Below are 18,311 nucleotides of genomic sequence, written 5' to 3' on the forward strand. Positions count from 1 at the left end.
CTCGGCGACGCGTCGTTGCTCTAGTGGTGTCTTGCAGGACGCGTCGCCGCCTCAGTACAGATCCTGCGGATCCACATCCAGCGACCAGCGCACGCGCCGTGCCTGCGGCAGCGCGTGGATCGCCGGCACCGCCGCGTCCAGCAATGCGTGCAGTGCGCGCCGCGTGCTCGCCGAGAGCAGCAACTGGGTACGCTGGAAACCGGCACGGCGCGGCATCGGCGCCGGCATCGGGCCGAAGCGCTGCACCTCGTCCTGCACCGGCAGCAGCGCGCGCACCGCGGCGAGGAAGGCGTTGGCGTGTTCGACCTGCATGGCCTCGGCGCGCAGCAGCGCCAGGTGCGCGAACGGCGGGAAACCCGCGGCCTCGCGTTGCTCGAGCTCCGCGGCGGCGAAGGCGTGGTAGCCGCCGTGCACCAGGGTCTGCAGCAACGGATGCGCGGGGTGGTGGGTCTGCAGCCAGACCTCGCCCGGGCGCGCGGCGCGGCCGGCGCGCCCGGCGACCTGGATCAACTGCTGCGCCAGCTTCTCGCTGGCGCGGAAATCGGCAGAGAACAGGCCTTCGTCGATGCCCACCACCACCACCCGGCTCAGCTGCGGCAGGTCGTGGCCCTTGGCCAGGATCTGCGTGCCGACCAGGATGCCGGGGGCGCTGCCGAGCGTGGCCAGCTGCGTCTCCAGCGCATCGCGGCGCTGGGTGGTGCCGCGGTCGATGCGCAGCACCGGGACGTCCGGGAACGCCTGCACCAGGCGTTCTTCGAGGCGTTCGGTGCCGATGCCCTGCGGCTGCAGGGCCAGGCTGCCGCAGTCCGGGCAGGCCAGCGGCGCTGGCTGGCGCGCGCCGCAGTGGTGGCATTGCAGGCGCCGGCCGCCGGCGTGCACGGTCATCGGCGTGGCGTGCAGCGGGGTGCTGCAGCGCTGGCACGGCGCGGTCCAGCCGCAGTCGTGGCACAGCAGCACCGGCGCATAGCCGCGGCGGTTCTTGAACACCAGCACCTGGCCGCCCTCGGCCAGTGCCGTGCCGATGCCGGCCAGCACCTCCGGCGACAGCCCGTCCTGCAGCGGGCGCTTGCGCACGTCGAGCACGCGCACCGTCGGCGGTTTGGCGTCGCCGGCGCGGCGGGTCAGGCGCAGGTGCGCGTAGCGGCCGCCGGCGGCGTTGTGCAGGCTCTCCAGCGACGGCGTGGCGCTGCCCAGCAGTACCGGCACGTCCAGCGCCTTGCCGCGGACCAGGGCGAAATCGCGGGCGTGGTAGCGGATGCCGTCCTGCTGCTTGTAGCTGCCGTCGTGTTCCTCGTCGACCACGATCAGCCCGGCCTGCGGCAGCGGCACGAACACCGCCGAGCGGGTGCCGACCACCACCTGCGCCTCGCCGCGCCACGCGGCTGCCCAGACGCGGGCGCGTTCGTTGTCGTTGAGGCCGGAATGCAGCGCATGCACCGGCACCCCCAGGCGGGCGCGGAAGCGGGCCAGGGTCTGCGGGGTCAGGCCGATCTCCGGCACCAGCACCAGCGCCTGGCGGCCGCGCGCCAGGCAGGCGGCGATGGCCTGCAGGTAGACCTCAGTCTTGCCGCTGCCGGTGACGCCGTCGAGCAGGAACGGGGCGAACCCGGCGGCGGCGACCACCGCGTCGATGGCGGCCTGCTGTTCGGCGTTGGGCACCGGCCCGGGCTGCGGTTGCGGCGCCGCCATGCTGGCCGGCACGGCGATGCGTTCGGCGTGGCCGCGCCTGGCCAGCGCCCGCGCGGCGCTGCGCCAGTCGTCCATCGCCTGGTCCAGCCGGTCCTCGTCCATGGCGCCGTCCGCCAGCAGCGCGGCGAAGCGGTGCGGGCGGGTGCCGGGGCGGGCACGGTGGCTGGCGCCGGCCTCGGTCAGGCGCCAGGCCCAGGCGTGGGTGTCGGGCAGCGGTTCGCCGCGGCGCAGCGGTACCGGCAGCGCCGTGGCCAGCACCTCGCCCAGTGGCGCGTGGCTGTAGCGCGCCAGCCAGCGCAGCGACTCGGCCAGTTCGCCGTGCAGCAGCGGCGCCGGGTCCAGCCAGGCCAGTGCCGCGCGCAGGCCCTCCGTGTCCTCGACCTGGCCGATCGCCGCTACCACGCCGCTCAGTTCGCGGTTGCCGAACGGCACCTGCACGCGGCGGCCGACATCGCCGTCGGCGACCGTGCCGCCGGGCGGTGGCAGGTAGTCGAACAGCTGCGGCAGCGGCACGGGCAGGGCGACGCGGAGCGTGGCGGCGGGGGAGGGCATCCACCTAGTCTAGCGGTCGCCGCAAGCGCGTCCCGGGCGCCAGGAGTTGCGTGCGATTGCTGCCCGCAAACTGATAAACCGGTCGTAAATAGCTGCCCCGCTTGGAGAATCGAATTTATCCACACGTGCTGTGGATAAAGCTGTGCATGACCGGCATGCTCCACGCCGTGAAGACGGACTCACAAGCCTCTGCAACGAGTTGGACAAAAAAGCGCCAATCGCATTTGTTCTTTATAAAACAACAAGTTGGCCGTGAAACACGAATGCAACATGGTTTGCCGGGGGGCTTGACAAGACCTGTCCCAGGCCAATCCTGGCGCTGTGCACAACCTGCCGCCGCCGTGGCCGTGGATGAGCCGATCGGGGCGCAGCTGTCAAGCGCGCGGTGTGGCGGCTGTCTCGCTATCATCGCGCCGATGATGGAGTTCCGATGACCGCCACGTCCCCTTCCGACGGCGTGGCCGCACCGCCCGCCCTGGCCGCGTTCCTGCGCGGGATCGAACGCCGCGCCGCGGTCCTGGCCGACCTGCAGAGCGGCCGGCCCGAACGCGGCACGCCGGCCCTGGCGGCGGCGATGCGGGCGTTCCGCAGCCACGCCGCGGCGCTACCGATGGCCGACTGGCCGCTGCGATTCTGGAAGCTGCTCGGCGCGGTGCCGACCCTGCGCCAGGCCGATGCCGCCGAGGGCGCCTGGCCGGCGCCGTTGGCGCATCTGCGTACCCTGCAGCCGGCCGACCGCCTGGCGCTGCTGCTGCGCATCGTTGCCGGGCTGGACGAGCCGCTCGCCGCGCAGGTGCTGCAGTTGTCCACCGAGGACTACCAGCAGGCGCTGGCGCGGGCCTGCCCGCGCGACGCCGGTGGGCGTCCGGATGCGGCGGGCTGGCGTGCGCTGGCCGATGCGGCGCAACAGTGCCTGCGCGACCTGCCGCCGACACGGCTGCAGGCCCTGGCGCAACTGCGCGATGCGGCGATCGCCGGCAGCATCGCTTCGCCGGCACCGACTCCGGCCAAGGCCGCTGCCCCTGCTGCTGCCGCCGCACGTCCGCGCCGCCGCGGGGCGCGCTCGGCCCTGCGCACGCGCCTGGCCGGAGCGGTGATCGCCGTCGTGGTCCTGGCCCTGGTCGGTACCGTGTTCTGGGACCGCCTGCCGTGGCACCGTTCCCGTGCCGCCACCGCGGCCGGTGGCAGCGACGCGAGCCTGGCGCTGGGCGATACCGGCCCGGTGCAGGTGGAAGTGCTGCCGCCGGAATCGGACACCGCCAGCGCGCCGCCGCTGCCGGCCGAACCGCCGGCGCCGCTGCCGGAGCCGGCGATCTACGACCTGGATTTCTACGCGTGGTACGCGGCCGGCGCGCCACCGCCGCGGATCGAGCGCAGCGCCCCCAGCGCCGCCGAGCTGGCCGAGGCCGCCGAAAACCCGCCGGCCGCTGCCATGGCCCCGGCCATCGCGCCCGCCGCAGCGGCGAACACGCCACCGGCGCTGACCCCGGCGCAGTTACGCGCGCGCCAGGCTGCCTGGGACGCGCTGCCGGCGGCGGCGCAGGCGCGCCTGCGTCAGGTCGCCACGGCCTTCGCCGGCCTGCCGATCGAGCAGCAGCACAGCTTGCACGCGCAGTTTGCCGAGATGGACGCGCTGGAGCGCCACGGCTGGTTGCTCGGGCCGGAACTGGGCGCCGAGTTCTGGGCGCTGCAGCCGCTGCTGGGCTACGTGCCCGCGGCGCAGCGGCAGGCGCTGCTGGGGCTGCTGCGCAGCCTGCCGGCGGACCAGCGCGAGCATCTGGCGCTGCTGTCGCAACGCACCCCGCCGCAGGACCGCGCGGCCTTGCGCCGCGACCTGCTGGCGCAGGGCACCGACAGCCGCGGGGCCTGGTTGAAGCAGCGCGCCGCGCGCTGAGCCGCGGGTTCGGCGCTTGGGCTTTCCGGGTCCCCGGTCCCGGGCCCCGGGTCCCGGCTCTTCTGCAGTGATCCGCCGCAGCGGGTAGAATGCGCGGCCTCCGCCACCCGGTGTCCGGCGCTGTCTGCGCGGCCGCAGTGGCGAGATCGCCAGAGTCTTGCAATGTTTTCGTCTTCCACCCCGGCCACGGTCCGGGGCCGCGAACTGCGCAGCACCGCGCAGCTCGCCCTGCCGCTGGTCCTGGGGCACGTCTCCACCGGCCTGATCAGCTTCGTCGACAATGTGATCGCCGGCCACCACGGCACCCGCACACTGGCCTCGGTGACGGTCGGCACGGCCCTGCTGTGGCTGCCGATGATGATCCCGATCGGCACCCTGATCGCCCTGACCGCCTCGGTGTCGCAGCTCGACGGAGCCAGGCGCCATGCGCAGATCGGCCCGCTGTTCCGCCAGGCGCTGTGGCTGTCGCTGGGCCTGGGCCTGCTGATGTTCGCGTTCCTGAGCGTGATGCCGATGGCGCTGCCGCAACTGGGCATCGCCCCGGAGATCGTGCCCGGCGCGCGCGACTTCCTGCTTGCGATCCGCTGGGGCGTGCCGGCGCTGGTGCTGTACTTCTGCATGCGCTACCTCAGCGAAGGCATGCACTGGACCCTGCCGACCATGCTGCTCGGCTTCGGCGGCCTGCTGCTGCTGGCGCCGCTCGGCTATTCGCTGACCTTCGGCCTGTGGGGCCTGCGCGAGCACGGCGCCGGCGGCCTGGGCATGGCTTCGGCGATCATGATGTGGGCGCAGGCGCTGTGCTTCGCGATCTACCTGGCGCGTTCCAAGCGCTTTGCGCCGTTGCGCCTGTTCGCGCAGTTCGAGGCGCCGGACCTGCACGCGATCGTCGGGCTGCTGAAGACCGGCTTGCCGATCGGCGTGACCATCCTGATGGAAGGCGGCCTGTTCATCGTCACCGCATTGCTGATCGCGCGGCTCGGCGAGGTGCCGGCGGCCGCGCATCAGATCGCGATCAACGTCGCGCAGCTGTGCTTCATGGTGCCGATGGGCGTGGCCGAGGCGACCACGGTGCGGGTCGGCCGCGCCGCCGGTGCCGGCGACGCGGTCGGCGTGCGCGGTGCGGCCTGGGCCGGCTATGCGATCGTGCTCGGCACCCAGGCGTTGTCGGCGCTGGTGCTGCTGTTCGGCCACGACGCCATCGTCGGTGTCTACACCAGCGACCTGGCGGTGGCGGCGCTGGCTTCCACGCTGCTGCTGTATGCGGCCACGTTCCAGTTCCCCGATGGCCTGCAGGTGCTGTCGGCCGGCGCGCTGCGCGGCCTCAAGGATACCCGCGTGCCGATGCTGTTGGCCCTGTGCTCCTACTGGGGCCTGGGCATGCCGCTGGGCGCCGGCCTCGGCCTGTGGCTGGGCTGGGGACCGCAGGGCATGTGGATCGGCCTGATCCTGGGCCTGACCGCGGCCGCGGTGATGATGGGCGCGCGCTTCCGCTGGAGCAGCGCGCGGTTGCTGGCCGCGTCGGCGACCCCCTGACTTCAGACGCATGTGCGGCGCCTGACGCAGCCGGTATGCTGCGCAGGCGCAAGACGCCTTCCCTTCGGAGTTTTCCATGAACCAACCTGTGCGTCGCAGCCCCGTCGCCAACTTCTTCGTCGGCCTGTGGGATGTGATGAACTTCACCCGCCGGTTGATCCTCAACCTGGTGTTCTTCGGCTTCCTGTTGCTGATCCTGCTGGTGATGGTGTTCGCCATGGCGCGCGGCGACGGCGCCAAGACGCTGCGCGACCGCACCACGCTGCTGATCGCGCCGGAAGGCAAGCTGGTCGAGCAGTTCAGCGCCGACCCGGTCAGCCGCGCGCTGGCCAAGGCGATGAACGACAAGGGCGCGCAGGAGATCCAGTTGCGCGACCTGGTGCGCGCGATCGAGGCGGCCAAGACCGATCCGAAGATCGAGCGCGTGGCGCTGCGTCTGGACAAGCTGCAGCCCAGCGGCTTCGCCTCGATGCGCGAGGTGGAGCGCGCGCTGCAGGACCTGCGCAGCTCCGGCAAGCAGATCGTTGCCTACAGCGACAATCTGAACCAGTGGCAGTACCTGCTGGCCGCGCAGGCCAACGAGGTCTACCTGGACCCGATGGGCTCGATGACCCTGGAAGGCCTGGGCCGCTACCGCCAGTACTTCCGCGAGGGCCTGCAGGACAAGCTCGGCGTGGACGTGCACCTGTTCAAGGTCGGCGAGTACAAGTCCGCCGCCGAGCCCTATGTGCTCGACGCGGCCTCGCCGGCGTCCAAGGAAGCCGACCTGTTCTGGATGAACGACGTGTGGCAGCGCTACGTGGCCGACATCGCCAAGGCGCGCAAGCTCAGCGCCGAGCAGATCACCGCCGGCATCGACACCATGCCCGAGGGCGTGGCCGCCGCCGGTGGCGACCTGGCCAAGTTCGCCTTGCAGCAGAAGCTGGTGGACGGCCTGAAGACCCGCGAGGACGTCGAGCAATTGCTGACCAAGCGCGGCGTGGCCGACGACGATGCCGACACCGGCTACCGCAACGTCGACCTGGACGGCTACCTGCAGCAGTTGGACTTGCGCCGCTCGCCGGTGGATTCGCGGCCGCAGGTGGCGGTGGTGGTCGCCGCGGGCGAGATCAGCGGCGGCGAACAGCCGGCCGGCCGCATCGGCGGCGAGTCGACCGCGGCGCTGCTGCGCCAGGCGCGCGACGATGACGAGGTCAAGGCGGTGGTGCTGCGGGTGGATTCGCCCGGCGGCGAAGTGTTCGCCTCCGAGCAGATCCGCCGCGAGGTGGTGGCGCTGAAGGCCGCCGGCAAGCCGGTGGTGGTGTCGATGGGCGACCTGGCCGCGTCCGGCGGCTACTGGATCAGCATGAACGCCGATCGCATCTACGCCGACCCGTCGACGATCACCGGCTCGATCGGCATCTTCGGCATGATCCCCAACATCACCCGCACCCTGGACAAGATCGGCGTGCATACCGACGGCGTGGGCACCACCCGCTTCGCCGGCGCGTTCGACGTGACCCGGCCGATGGATCCGGCAGTGGGCCAACTGATCCAGTCGGTGATCAACAAGGGCTATGCCGACTTCACCGGCAAGGTCGCGCAGGCGCGCGGCAAGTCGGTCGAGGCCATCGACCAGGTCGCGCGTGGCCGCGTGTGGAGTGGTGCGCAGGCCAAGGAGCGCGGGCTGGTGGACGCGTTCGGCGGCTTCAAGGACGCGGTGGCCGATGCCGCTGCGCGCGCCAAGCTGGGCGGCCCGGACAAGTACCGGGTGCGCTATGTGGAGAAGCCGGCCACGCCGTTCGCGCAGTTCGTCGGCGGTTTCGCCGGCAGCCGCCTGGGCGTGTGGATGCTGAGCGACTCGGCGCTGGGCCATGCCCTGCTGGCGCGCAGCATGCCGGAGCTGGACACCCAGCTGCGCTTCGTCAAGGACGCGGCCGACACCCGTCCGGGCGCGCCGGTGAAGGCGCTGGCCTACTGCTTCTGCGGTCTGTGAGCCGGCACTGAGCCGATGGCGGCGCGCCCTCGCGGGCGCGTCGCCTGATCCCTGCAACGCCGGCCCCAGTGGCCGGCGTTTTTCATTGCGCCGTGGCGGCGTCGAGCGCGGCGTTCTGCGCCGCCGCGGCGCGGTCGAGCGTGGCCTGGGTCTGCTTGGCGCGGTCCAGCGGCTGGGCGATGGCGGTGCGCAACGCGCTGGCCTTCGGCGGTGGCGGTGCATCGGGCGGTTGCGGCGGCGTCGGCTTGCATGCGGCCAGCACTGCGAGCAGCGGCAATGCCAACGTCATCCTGCGCAGTGGTGCGGACATGGCGGCGACCTCCTCGAGGGTGGAGGTATCATCCTACGCCTCCCATGTGAGCACACAGGCACGCGCATGCAGCATCGTTGGCGGCTGGACGGACAGACCGCGCTGATCACTGGCGCCAGCGCCGGCATCGGCCTGGCGATCGCACGCGAACTGCTCGGGTTCGGCGCCGACCTGCTGCTGGTGGCGCGCGACCTCGATGCGCTGGAAGCGGCGCGCGACGAGTTGCGCGAGGCCTTTCCCGAGCGCGAGATCCTGGCACTGGCCGCCGACGTCGCCGACGACGAGGACCGCCGCGAGATCCTGGACTGGGTCGAGGACCATGCCGACGGCCTGCACCTGCTGATCAACAACGCCGGCGGCAACGTCAGCAAGGCCGCGGTGGACTACACAGAGGACGAGTGGCGCGGCATCTTCGAGACCAACCTGTTCTCCGCGTTCGAACTGTCGCGTTACGCGCACCCGCTGCTGGCGCAGCATGCGGCCTCGGCGATCGTCAACGTCGGCAGCGTGTCCGGGCTGACCCATGTGCGCAGCGGCGCGCCCTACGGCATGACCAAGGCGGCGCTGCACCAGCTCACCCGCAACCTCGCCGCCGAATGGGCCGAGGACGGTATCCGGGTCAATGCGGTGGCGCCGTGGTACATCCGCACCCGCCGTACCTCCGGTCCGCTGTCGGACCCGGACTACTACGATCAGGTGATCGAGCGCACGCCGATGCGCCGCATCGGCGAACCGGAGGAAGTGGCGGCGGCGGTCGGCTTCCTGTGCCTGCCGGCGGCCAGCTACATCACCGGCGAATGCATCGCGGTGGACGGCGGCTTCTTGCGCTACGGGTTCTAGCGGTTCAGTCGCTGCATGGCGGCTGCGTGCGCGGTGTGCCAGGCGAAAGGCGCTGCGCAGTTCGTTCGGGCGATACGTCGTCGTGACTGAAGTCCCTCCCACAAGGTGTGTGCGCTCACCGTGGTGGACCGGTTCTTTGCCTGCCGGCGGCCAGCTACAGCGCCGGTGAGTGCATCGCGGTGGACGGTGGCTTCTTGCGCTACGGGTTCTAGCGGTTCAGCGGCTGCATGGCGGTTGCGCGCGTGCAGGGCGCGAGGCGAAAGGCGCTGCGCAGTTCGTTCGGGCGATACGTCGTCGGGACTGAAGTCCCTCCCACAAGCGTGCACGCTCTCCGTGGTGGAACGGTTTTCGTGCCTGCCGGTGGCCAGCTACAGCACCGGTGAATGCATCGCGGTGGACGGTGGCTTCTTGCGCTACGGGTTCTAGCGGTTCAGTCGCTGCATGGCGGTCGCGCGCGGGGCACCAGGCGAAAGGCGCTGCGCGGTACGTCCCGCGATGCGTCGTCGGGACTGAAGTCCCTCCCACAAAGATGTGCGCGCTCATGGTGGTGGACCGGCCATGGCGGCGAGCGCCGCGCCCATCCGCGGCGGATGCGACTGAACCGCGTCAGGGCGAGGTCGTCCGCTCCGGCCCAGGCTGATCCGGCGCACCGCAGTTGCTGCCCTCGAGCAGGTGCTGGCGACGTTCGAACTCCGTGTGCAGCGCCTCGGCATGATCGGGCACGGCGAAGCGCCAGTGCGTTTCGGCTTCGGCCACGTAACTCTTCCAGGCCTCGCACAGCTGCTCGGTGGGCAGTGGCTGGCACTGGTCGCGCAGCACTTCGCAGGCGCTGCCACCGGCTTGGTTGGGGCCGCCGTCCAGGTCGGTCGTGCTCAGTGGGACGCAACGCGGCGGCGGTTCGGCGACCTCGCCGATGTAGGACTGCTGCTCGCGCGTGGTGCAGGTGTACAGCGGCGGCGGTGGCAGCATTGGTGGCGGTGGCGGTACAGCAGCCGTGGTGTCGGCCGGGGCCGATGCGTCCGCAGGCGTGGCGGCACTCTTGGTGCTCGGAGGCGACGATGAAGCAGGCTTGGCGGCGAGCGTGCTCGGCAGTGCGGCGCTGCTGACGCCTTGCATGACCTTCTTCTGCTGGCGCATGCCCTTGGGGCAGGGTGCGTTCTGGATGGTCAGGTTGTCCTGCGCGTCGGTGCAGCGATAGAACACCACCGGTTCGGCGTACGCGGCGCCGGCGCAGCTCAGCGCCACGGCGAGGCAGAGGGCGCGGCGCATCAGCTGCCGCCGCAGTCGCGCGCCAGGCGCGCATCGATGCCGCGCTGTTCGGTTTCCATCGCACGGCGCTCGCTCTGCAGCGCGCTGTTGTAGCGACGGATCAGTTCCCAGCGGCGGTCGCTCAGGCGTGCGCAGACTTCCTGCTCGGGCAGTGCCGTGCAGGTGTCGCGAATCATCGTGCTGCCGGCCGGCACGATCACGCCGGCGCCGGCGGCCACCCCCGGCGGCGGTGGTCCGGGCGGGCGCGGGCCACCGTGCGGAGGCGGTCCCGGCGGGCCGGGCGGACGGCCATCGGGGCCACGCCCGGACGGCCGCGCGTACGGGCCTTCGGCGTAGCCATAGGCCCACAGTGGCACCCAGCGCGGATTGCCGGCGTTGTCGTCGCTGGTGTAACGCGCGCCTTCCGGGGTCACGCACTCGTACATCGGCTGCGGCGGCTGCACGGTGACGATGCGGAGTTCGCGCTGCGGCAGCGGCGCCGGGGAGGCCTCCGCGCGTGCCGGATCGGTGCTGATGGTGGTGGTCGGCCGCGGCGGCGGGTCGCGCGGCCGCTGCATGTCCAGCACCTGCTGCTGGCGCGCGTTCTCGCAGGGGGCGTTTTGCAGGCTGACCGCGCCGGAGGCGGCGATGCAGCGGTAGATACGCACCGACGTGTTGCTGCCATCGCTGCTGATCGTCTGCGTCTGTTGCGCCCAGCCGGCGCCGATCCAGGGCGACAGGCTCAGCAGCAGCAACGGGCGGAGAAGGAGGCGCATGCGCGCATCTTGCGCGCCTTGGGCGGCCAGGGAAAGGGTGGTGGGTGTTGGGATTCGGGACTCATGGCGTCGCGAAGTGCCGACGCGTTGATCTGTCTATCCGAGGCTGCGCCCGTACCCTCATCCGCTCCGTGGGGCACCTTCCCCCGAGACGGGGCCATGGTCCCGAGGGGAGAAGGGAGAAGCCAAAGCCCCTCTCCCGCCGGGAGAGGGGTTGGGGTGAGGGTGCGGGCGCGAAGCGCCACGCTGAGCTTTCTATCCGAGGCTGCGCCCGTACCCTCATCCGCCCCTGCGGGGCACCTTCCCCCGAGAAGGGGGGCCATGGTCCCGAGGGAGAAGGGAAAAGCCGAAGCCCCTCTCCCACCGGGAGAGGGGTTGGGGTGAGGGTCCGGGTGCGCGAAGCGCTCAGGTCGATCGAACGCGCCATTGCCGCAAGGCGTCAATGCAGGGGACGGCGGCGTCCCGCGCCGGAGGCCAGCGCCTCAGGCGCGCAGGATCTCGCCGCTGGCGGCGTCGCGGATGGGGGTGGGCTGGGCCAGGCCGCCGGTCTCGCCATCGATCAGGCCGTCGATATCGGTCAGCACCAGCGGATCCAGCTCGCTGCGCTGCCGCGCCGGCGGCTCGCCGCCGCGGTTGGCGCTGGTCGACACCAGGGCGCCGCCCCAGGCGCGGCACAGGGCGGCCACCAACGGATGCGCGCTGATCCGCACGGCGATGCCCTGGTGCGCGCCCGTGATCCAGGGCGGTGCGTGCGCGGCGGCGGGCAGGATCCAGGTGTGCGGTCCCGGCCAGCTGGCCAGCACCGCGGCCAGCCGGTCCGCCGGCAAGGCCGAGAGGTCGAGCAGCGGGCGCAGCGGATCCAGTTCGGCAGCGACCACGATCAAGCCCTTGTCCACGGGCCGCTGCTTGATCCGCAGCAGGCGGGTCACGGCGGTCTCGTCGTGCGGATCGCAGCCCAGGCCCCACACGGCTTCGGTGGGATAGGCGATCACGCCGCCCTTGCGCAGGACGGCGACGGCATGGCTCAGGGACAGGTCGGTCATGCGCGCATCATGCGGCACGTCGTCGTCTAAGGACAATGAGGGTCGGCTGGGCGGGACTCGGGATTTTCGCAAGTCTCCGGCTCGCCGCTTTTCTGTGGGAGGGGCTTCAGCCCCGACGCCTTACCTATAACGCGTCGGGGCTGAAGCCCCCCACGGAAAAACCGCGGTGTCGCGGTTCTTCAGGCGCTGAGAGACGCCTTGGGCACCGCGAGAAGGCGGCTCGGAGACCGCGCTCGTACTATCCGAGGGGCGCATCGGGCCGCCCTGGGCGGGCCATCCGCAGAGCGGCTCAGCCGCCCTTGACCACGGTCTTCTTCGCTGCCTTCTTCACCGCTTTCTTGGCGGTTTTCGCGGCTTTCTTGACTGCCTTCTTCGCTGCCGGCTTGGCTGCAGTGTCGGCGGCGGCCTTTTTCGCTGCGCTCTTCTTCGGCGCAGCTTCCTTCTTGGCGGCGGCCTTCTTGGCGCCGAAGCCCTTGCGCACCGGCTTGCCGGTTTCCTCCAGCAGCTTCTGCACTTCGTCCAGGCTCAGCGAGGCCGGCTCGCGATCCTTGGGAATCTTGCCGTTGAGCTTACCGTCGCTGATGTACGGGCCGAAGCGGCCGTTGAGCACCTGAATGTCGCTGCCGGGGAACTCCTTGATGATGCGGTTGCGCGCGATCTCTTCCTTCTCCTCGATCAGGAACACCGCACGGGCCAGATCGATGGTGTAGGGATCGTCTTCCTTCTTCAGCGAGGCGTAGACGCTGCCGCGCTTGGCGAACGGGCCGAAGCGGCCGATGCCGACGCTGACCTCCTCGCCCTTGTCCTGGCCGAGGCTGCGCGGCATCAGGAACAGCTCCAGCGCCTCCTCCAGGGTGATGGTGTGCATGCTCTGGCCCGGACGCAGCGAGGCGAACTTGGGCTTGTCCTCGGCGTCCTCGGCGGTGCTGCCGATCGCCGCGTACGGCCCGAAGCGGCCCAGGCGCACGCTCACCGGCTTACCGGTCTTGGGGTCGGTGCCGAGCTCGCGCGCGCCACTGGCTTCGGCGCGATCGACCGATTCCTTCTTGTCTTCGACCAGTTCCTTGAACGGCTCCCAGAAGCGCGACATCAGCGGGATCCATTCTTCCTCGCCACGCGAGACCGCGTCGAGCTCGTCCTCGAGCTTGGCGGTGAAGTCGTAGTCCACGTACTGGGTGAAGTGGCTGGACAGGAACTTGGATACCGCGCGGCCGACGTCGGACGGGCGGAAGCTGCGGCCTTCCATCTCCACGTACTTGCGGAACAGCAGGGTCTGGATGATCGAGGCGTAGGTCGAGGGACGGCCGATGCCGTACTCTTCCAGCGCCTTCACCAGCGCCGCTTCGGTGAAGCGCGGCGGCGGCTGGGTGAAGTGCTGCTCGGCCAGGATGCGTTCCAGCGGCACGCGGTCGCCGGGCTTCATCGCCGGCAGCTTGCGGCCCTCGTCCTCGTCCTCGGCGCTCTTGTTGTCCTTGCCTTCCTCGTACACGGCCAGGAAACCGGCGACGACCACGGTGGTGCCGCTGGCGCGGAACACGTGTTCGCTGCCGGCCGACAGGTCGACGCTGACGGTGTTGAGCGTGGCCGGGATCATCTGGCAGGCCACCGCACGCTTCCAGATCAGCTCGTACAGCTTGCGCTCGTCGTCGGTCAGGAAGCGCGCCACCTGCGACGGGGTGCGCAGCGCCGAGGTCGGGCGCACCGCTTCGTGCGCTTCCTGCGCGTTCTTGGACTTGGTCTGGTAGGCGTTGGGCTGGTCCGGCAGCGAGGCGATGCCGTAGTCGCGGGCGATCACGTCGCGGATCTCGGCCAGCGCGTCCTGCGACAGGTTGACCGAGTCGGTACGCATGTACGAGATCAGGCCGACCGTGCCTTCGTCGCCGATCGCCACGCCTTCGTACAGCTTCTGCGCGACCTGCATGGTCTTGCGGGTGGTGAAGCCGAGCTTGCGCGAGGCTTCCTGCTGCAGGGTGGAGGTGGTGAACGGCGGCGCCGGGCGGCGCTTGCGCTCCTTGCTGGCCACGTCGGTGACGTGCAGCGCGCCCTGCGCGGCCTGCTGGATGCGCAGGCGCGCGGACTCGGCGGTGTCGCCGTCGGTGATCGTGAACTGCTCGAACTTCTGCCCGTCGAGCTTGATCAGCTTGGCGTTGAAGTGCTGCGAGGGATGCGCGCAGTCGGCGGCGATGGACCAGTACTCGCGGGCGATGAAGGCTTCGATCTCCTCCTCGCGCTCGACGATCATGCGCAGCGCCGGCGACTGCACGCGGCCGGCGGACAGACCCCGCTGCACCTTGCGCCACAGCACCGGCGACAGGTTGAAGCCGACCAGGTAGTCCAGCGCGCGGCGCGCCTGCTGCGCATCGACCAGATCGCCGGCGATCTGCCGCGGCTGCGCCATCGCTTCCTTGATCGCGCGCGGGGTGATCTCGGTGAACACCACCCGGTGCAGCGGCTTGCCCTTGAGCAGCCCGCGCTCCTGCAGGATCTCGGCGATGTGCCAGCTGATCGCCTCGCCCTCGCGGTCCGGGTCGGTCGCCAGGTAGATGTCTTCGGCCGCCTTGGCCGCCTTGGCGATGGCCTCCACGTGCTTCTCGTTCTTGTCGATCAGCGCGTAGCGCATCGCGAAGCCGTCGTCCGGATCCACCGCGCCTTCCTTCGGGATCAGGTCGCGCACGTGCCCATACGAGGCCAGGACGTGGAAATCCTTGCCGAGGTATTTGTTGATCGTCTTGGCCTTGGCGGGCGATTCGACGATGAGCAGGTGCTTGGACATGGCGGGTTGGGCTTCGATGGGCGTGGGCGGACGCCCTGGGGGCGGTAGGGTGGCGCAATTGCTCCGGTTAGTGAAGCGTTGCGGTCTGGCAGAGAAGCCGACGCCCGGGGCGGAACCCCCGGGCGTTCAGCTACGGCGCTTATTTATTAGTGGGCATGTCCGGCGCCCACTGTCAAGCCGGTGCGGGCCGGCCGGGCCGCCGTGCAGGCGGCAGCGCGGCTCCCGGGGCCTGCCGGACTCAGTGCCAGCCGCCCTTGGCGGCCATGCCGATCGCCAGCGCCACCAGCAGCACCACGCCCGCCATCAGCAGGCCGAACAGCGACAGGATGACCACGGTGACCGTGCCCAGCTTGCGCTGCTGCCATTCCGGGTGGTCGGTGTAGGCCCACTTGTCCACCACGAGGGTGTCGCAGAGCATGTCGTGCAGGGCCTGCTTGCGCTCGGTGAAGGCGGCCATCAGCAGGCCGATGCCCAGGGTCAGGCTGCTCAGCATGAAGCCGAAATAGCGGCCGACGCCGCGAGCCACGGTGATGCGACTGCCGTCGGTGCGCACCACCTTGATGCCGACCGCCATCTTGCCCAGCGTGGCCTGCTTGGTGGAGGCGTGGAACAGGCCGTAGTACAGCGCCGAGATCGCCATCGGCAGCAGGTACAGCAGGAGCAGCATGACGATGCCGGCCGCGGTGGCGAAGTCGGGCTGCTTGCCGAAGCCGCTGATCCCGAAGAAGCCCAACATCACCACGAACTGGATCACGTTGGCGACGATGCCGACCAGGAACGCGTCGATCAGGTAGGCGGCCACGCGCTTCCAGAAACCGGCCTGCACCACCTCGCCGCCGCCGACCACCCGCACACCGCCGTCGAGCACGGCGCTGGGCGCTGCGTAGGGCGATGTCGCCGCGGCGGGGGCGGTCCAGGCGTCGGGCACGGCCGGGGTCGGGGCGGGCGGCGGCACTTCTGCGCCGGCCTCCGAGAGGACCGGCGCAGGGGCCGGGGCTGGCGCCTGGGTCAGGCCGAGTTCGTCGACGAACTCGGCCAGGGTGCGCCATTCGCTCAGGCCTTCGCGCCAGACCAGGGTGGACAGCCCGATCTCGCCGCGTTGGAAGCGCTGTTGCAGGTCGGCGGCCGCGAGCGGCCCATGGCGCTGCTGCGCCGCATCGGCGTAGTACCACTCAGTCATTCTTTTCCCCGGGAATTCCAGTCGAAAACGGTGCGCCGGTCAGCCGCCGCGGCAGTGGACCGGCAGGTCGCGGTCGTCCAGATCGGAACTGCAGTTCCAGGCGGACGTGCGCTCATCGTAGTCCAGCCACAGCGCTTTGCCATCCAGGCGCTTGTGCTCGGGCAGGCGCAGCGTGGCTTCCAGGCCGCAGTGGCCGTTGTCGAAGCGGCCGATCCGCACCTGCGCGATGGACGTACCGGCATAGCTCTGCGGGGTGCCGAAGCCGGTGTCGCCGTTCACCGCGCAGCGGTGCTCCTGCGCGGCGAACGCGGCGATCTGGTCCTTCAGCGGCGCCAGGTCGCCAAGCGCCTGCGCGACCTTCGCGCGGGCCAGATAGTCCTGGTAGGCGGGCAGGGCGATCGCGGCGGCGATGCCCAGGAACGCGACCAGCAGCACGCCGCCGACCGCGCCGACGATGACCATGATCGCGCAGCCGGACGGGCCGCTGCGTGGCGCAGCGACGGCAGCCGGGCCCGCGGGAGCGGCTGCCTGGAGCGGCGGCGGCAAGGGGGGCGGAGCGGGCGCGTCGGGCAGGCCCAACTCGGCGGCGACCGCGTGCAGTGGCCGCCACTCCGGCAGGCCTTCGCGCCAGACCAGGGTCTCGCGCTGCAGGCGACCGTCGTGTAGGCGTTCCAGCAAGGCGGGCGCCGGCAGCGGGCCGTGCCGCTCGCGTGCGGCATCGACGTAGTACCAGAGCGTCGGGGAGGGGGTGTCTTCGTGCATCCGTGCGCGACCGTCAGCGGCTCAGTGAACCGGCTCCGGCTCGTCGACGAACATCTGCGTTTCCATCCACGCGTACGCCGCCTCGGCACCGGGCTGGTTGAACAGCACCATCAGCACGACCCACTTCAGGTCGTCCAGGTCCAGCTCGTCCTGGTCCAGGGCCATGGCCCGGTCCAGCACCAGTTCGCGCTGGTCGCTGTCGAGGATGCCGTGTTGCTCCAGGAACAGCAGGAAGCCACGGCATTCCACGTCGAGCTTGTCCAGCTCCGGACCGTGGTAGATGCGGATCGGGCCATCGATGCGCGGCTGCGCCACGGCCGGGCGCTGGTCGGCCAGGGCGTCGAGCCAGTCGAACGCCTTGCTGATCTCGGTGGGGCTGAAACCGGCCTGTATCAGGCCATTCTGGAGGGAGTCGCGGTCGCGGACCGGATCCGCGTCTTCGCTGAAATAGTGTTCGAACAGGTACAGCAGGACATCCAGAATGCTCTCTTTCATTGCCCCTCGGCCTGCGTCGCGAGACGCTGTGGAGGTGAAGAAACTAGGGTTTGCGGGTGTAACGACCGCGTTCGACCGCCACGTAGCCATCCAGTTCCATGGCCAGCAGCATGGAGGACGCCGCTGCGGCCGTCAATCCGCTGCGTGCGATCACTGAATCCATACAGATGGGGTCGTGGCCCAGCGCCTGCCACAAGCGCTGGTAGTCGGGATGGGGAAAGGCCGGTGCGGCGGCGCGCGCGATGCTGGTTCCCTGTGTGGGGGCGTTCAGGCGCCCGCGCAAGGCGTCGGCGAGTTCGGCGGCCAGGGCCGCAACGCCTGCCAGTATTTCGTCGGCGCTTTCCACCAGCCCGGCGCCGTCGCGGATCAGCCGATGGCAGCCGCGCGCCAGCGGGTTGTGGATCGAGCCGGGCAGGGCGAACACCTCGCGCCCGGCCTCGGCGGCCAGCCGCGCGGTGATCAGCGCGCCGGAGCGGGTGGCGGCCTCGATCACCAGGGTCGCCAGGCTCAGCCCGGCGATGATCCGGTTGCGTGCCGGGAAATGGCCCGCCCGCGCCGGCGTGCCGGGCGGATGCTCGCTGACCACCGCGCCGCGTTCGGCGATCTGGCTGCGCAGGGCGGCGTGCTGGCGCGGGTAGGCCAGGTCGGGACCGGTGCCGACCACCGCCACGGTCAGCCCGTCCGCGCGCGACAGCGCTGCCCGGTGCGCGGCGGCATCCACGCCGCTGGCCATGCCGCTGGTCACCGCGAAACCGGCCGCGGCCAGGGCCAGGGCGAAGCCATAGGCGTTGTCGCGGCCGCCGGCGCTGGGCGCACGGCTGCCGACCACGGCCACGGCCGGGTGCCACAGCACCGAGGGGTCGCCGTCCACATACAGCGCCAGTGGCGGGTTGGGCGTACGCCGCAGCAGGGCGGGGTAGTCGGCATCGTGGCAGCCGAGCAGGTGCCGACCTGGCTGCGCCAGCCAGCGCTCGGCGGTTTCCAGCGCGGTGCGGTCGGGCCGCTGCAGGGCGGCGATCTGCGCTGTATCCAGGCCGGCGGCATGCCAGCCGGCAGGACCGGCGGCCAGCGCCGCGGCCGGGCTGCCGTGCTGTTCCAGCAGCCGCCGGCGTGGGGCGCTGGCGCCGCCGGCCAGCGACAGGCGCAGCAGCGCCGGATCGGTGGGTGTGTGGACGGGGGCGGTGGCCGGACTGGACATGCGCCCAGCCTAGGCCGCACACGCAGACGGCGCCCTCGGGCGC

General features: G+C 71.0%; 14 protein-coding genes. 4 read left to right on the plus strand and 10 right to left on the minus strand.

Annotated features, from left to right (window positions below):
* Positions 1 to 51: 51 nt before the first annotated feature.
* Positions 52 to 2,241 (minus strand): primosomal protein N', encoded by a 2,190-nt coding sequence (locus tag FHR66_RS12945; RefSeq protein ID WP_167087854.1) that lies wholly within the window; start codon positions 2,239 to 2,241, stop codon positions 52 to 54.
* A 430-nt stretch (positions 2,242 to 2,671) separates the two neighbouring features.
* Between FHR66_RS12945 and FHR66_RS21105 the strand changes: the two genes are divergently transcribed.
* The 3 genes from FHR66_RS21105 to sppA all read left to right on the plus strand — a co-directional run bounded on the left by FHR66_RS21105 (position 2,672) and on the right by sppA (position 7,643).
* The gene (locus tag FHR66_RS21105; RefSeq protein WP_237475265.1) at positions 2,672 to 4,135 is read left to right on the plus strand and encodes a hypothetical protein; all 1,464 of its coding nucleotides are present in this window, start codon (positions 2,672 to 2,674) and stop codon (positions 4,133 to 4,135) included.
* Between the two features lie 162 nt (positions 4,136 to 4,297).
* Positions 4,298 to 5,668, plus strand: coding sequence for an MATE family efflux transporter (locus FHR66_RS12955; RefSeq protein ID WP_160965933.1), 1,371 nt, complete (start codon positions 4,298 to 4,300; stop codon positions 5,666 to 5,668).
* Positions 5,669 to 5,744: 76 nt separating this feature from the next.
* Complete coding sequence (sppA, locus tag FHR66_RS12960; protein WP_160965934.1) at positions 5,745 to 7,643, plus strand: signal peptide peptidase SppA; 1,899 nt, start codon at positions 5,745 to 5,747, stop codon at positions 7,641 to 7,643.
* An 82-nt stretch (positions 7,644 to 7,725) separates the two neighbouring features.
* On the opposite strand, the gene FHR66_RS12965 is transcribed toward sppA, so the two are convergent.
* Positions 7,726 to 7,953: a hypothetical protein gene (locus FHR66_RS12965; RefSeq protein WP_237475266.1), complete on the minus strand. Its 228-nt coding sequence runs from the start codon at positions 7,951 to 7,953 to the stop codon at positions 7,726 to 7,728.
* 66 nt (positions 7,954 to 8,019) lie between these two features.
* Between FHR66_RS12965 and FHR66_RS12970 the strand changes: the two genes are divergently transcribed.
* A complete protein-coding gene (locus tag FHR66_RS12970) occupies positions 8,020 to 8,793 on the plus strand; it encodes an SDR family oxidoreductase (RefSeq protein ID WP_160965935.1) in 774 nt (257 codons plus the stop codon).
* Positions 8,794 to 9,399: 606 nt separating this feature from the next.
* Here FHR66_RS12970 and FHR66_RS12980 read toward each other — a convergent pair.
* The 8 genes from FHR66_RS12980 to dprA all read right to left on the minus strand — a co-directional run bounded on the left by FHR66_RS12980 (position 9,400) and on the right by dprA (position 18,268).
* Entirely contained in the window at positions 9,400 to 10,062 is a 663-nt protein-coding gene (locus FHR66_RS12980) for a DUF4124 domain-containing protein (protein ID WP_160965936.1), read from the minus strand.
* Positions 10,062 to 10,817 carry a DUF4124 domain-containing protein gene (locus tag FHR66_RS12985; RefSeq protein WP_160965937.1) on the minus strand — a complete coding sequence of 252 codons (756 nt, stop codon included), beginning with the start codon at positions 10,815 to 10,817 and terminating at the stop codon, positions 10,062 to 10,064. Before FHR66_RS12985 ends, FHR66_RS12980 begins: the two co-directional genes overlap by 1 nt.
* 482 nt (positions 10,818 to 11,299) lie before the next feature.
* Positions 11,300 to 11,860 (minus strand): Sua5/YciO/YrdC/YwlC family protein, encoded by a 561-nt coding sequence (locus FHR66_RS12990; RefSeq protein WP_160965938.1) that lies wholly within the window; start codon positions 11,858 to 11,860, stop codon positions 11,300 to 11,302.
* Positions 11,861 to 12,149: 289 nt separating this feature from the next.
* A complete protein-coding gene (locus FHR66_RS12995; RefSeq protein ID WP_160965940.1) occupies positions 12,150 to 14,633 on the minus strand; it encodes a DNA topoisomerase I in 2,484 nt (827 codons plus the stop codon).
* Between the two features lie 238 nt (positions 14,634 to 14,871).
* Complete coding sequence (locus FHR66_RS13000; protein ID WP_167087856.1) at positions 14,872 to 15,813, minus strand: RDD family protein; 942 nt, start codon at positions 15,811 to 15,813, stop codon at positions 14,872 to 14,874.
* Between the two features lie 39 nt (positions 15,814 to 15,852).
* Positions 15,853 to 16,575, minus strand: a complete 723-nt coding sequence (locus tag FHR66_RS13005; RefSeq protein ID WP_160965944.1) for a pilin — start codon at positions 16,573 to 16,575, stop codon at positions 15,853 to 15,855.
* 21 nt (positions 16,576 to 16,596) lie between these two features.
* Positions 16,597 to 17,070, minus strand: coding sequence for a DUF494 family protein (locus FHR66_RS13010; protein WP_010340686.1), 474 nt, complete (start codon positions 17,068 to 17,070; stop codon positions 16,597 to 16,599).
* 43 nt (positions 17,071 to 17,113) lie between these two features.
* The gene (gene dprA / locus FHR66_RS13015) at positions 17,114 to 18,268 is read right to left on the minus strand and encodes a DNA-processing protein DprA (protein ID WP_160965946.1); all 1,155 of its coding nucleotides are present in this window, start codon (positions 18,266 to 18,268) and stop codon (positions 17,114 to 17,116) included.
* Positions 18,269 to 18,311: the final 43 nt, after the last annotated feature.

The organism is Xanthomonas sp. F4 (assembly GCF_011761895.1).

What these genes read in the sequence shown, in the direction of transcription:
- FHR66_RS12945 (WP_167087854.1), bottom strand. Translation starts at nt 2,241, where the DNA reads ATGCCCTCCCCCGCCGCCACGCTCCGCGTCGCCCTGCCCGTGCCGCTG.
- FHR66_RS21105 (WP_237475265.1), top strand. Translation starts at nt 2,672, where the DNA reads ATGACCGCCACGTCCCCTTCCGACGGCGTGGCCGCACCGCCCGCCCTG.
- FHR66_RS12955 (WP_160965933.1), top strand. Translation starts at nt 4,298, where the DNA reads ATGTTTTCGTCTTCCACCCCGGCCACGGTCCGGGGCCGCGAACTGCGC.
- sppA (WP_160965934.1), top strand. Translation starts at nt 5,745, where the DNA reads ATGAACCAACCTGTGCGTCGCAGCCCCGTCGCCAACTTCTTCGTCGGC.
- FHR66_RS12965 (WP_237475266.1), bottom strand. Translation starts at nt 7,953, where the DNA reads ATGTCCGCACCACTGCGCAGGATGACGTTGGCATTGCCGCTGCTCGCA.
- FHR66_RS12970 (WP_160965935.1), top strand. Translation starts at nt 8,020, where the DNA reads ATGCAGCATCGTTGGCGGCTGGACGGACAGACCGCGCTGATCACTGGC.
- FHR66_RS12980 (WP_160965936.1), bottom strand. Translation starts at nt 10,062, where the DNA reads ATGCGCCGCGCCCTCTGCCTCGCCGTGGCGCTGAGCTGCGCCGGCGCC.
- FHR66_RS12985 (WP_160965937.1), bottom strand. Translation starts at nt 10,817, where the DNA reads ATGCGCCTCCTTCTCCGCCCGTTGCTGCTGCTGAGCCTGTCGCCCTGG.
- FHR66_RS12990 (WP_160965938.1), bottom strand. Translation starts at nt 11,860, where the DNA reads ATGACCGACCTGTCCCTGAGCCATGCCGTCGCCGTCCTGCGCAAGGGC.
- FHR66_RS12995 (WP_160965940.1), bottom strand. Translation starts at nt 14,633, where the DNA reads ATGTCCAAGCACCTGCTCATCGTCGAATCGCCCGCCAAGGCCAAGACG.
- FHR66_RS13000 (WP_167087856.1), bottom strand. Translation starts at nt 15,813, where the DNA reads ATGACTGAGTGGTACTACGCCGATGCGGCGCAGCAGCGCCATGGGCCG.
- FHR66_RS13005 (WP_160965944.1), bottom strand. Translation starts at nt 16,575, where the DNA reads ATGCACGAAGACACCCCCTCCCCGACGCTCTGGTACTACGTCGATGCC.
- FHR66_RS13010 (WP_010340686.1), bottom strand. Translation starts at nt 17,070, where the DNA reads ATGAAAGAGAGCATTCTGGATGTCCTGCTGTACCTGTTCGAACACTAT.
- dprA (WP_160965946.1), bottom strand. Translation starts at nt 18,268, where the DNA reads ATGTCCAGTCCGGCCACCGCCCCCGTCCACACACCCACCGATCCGGCG.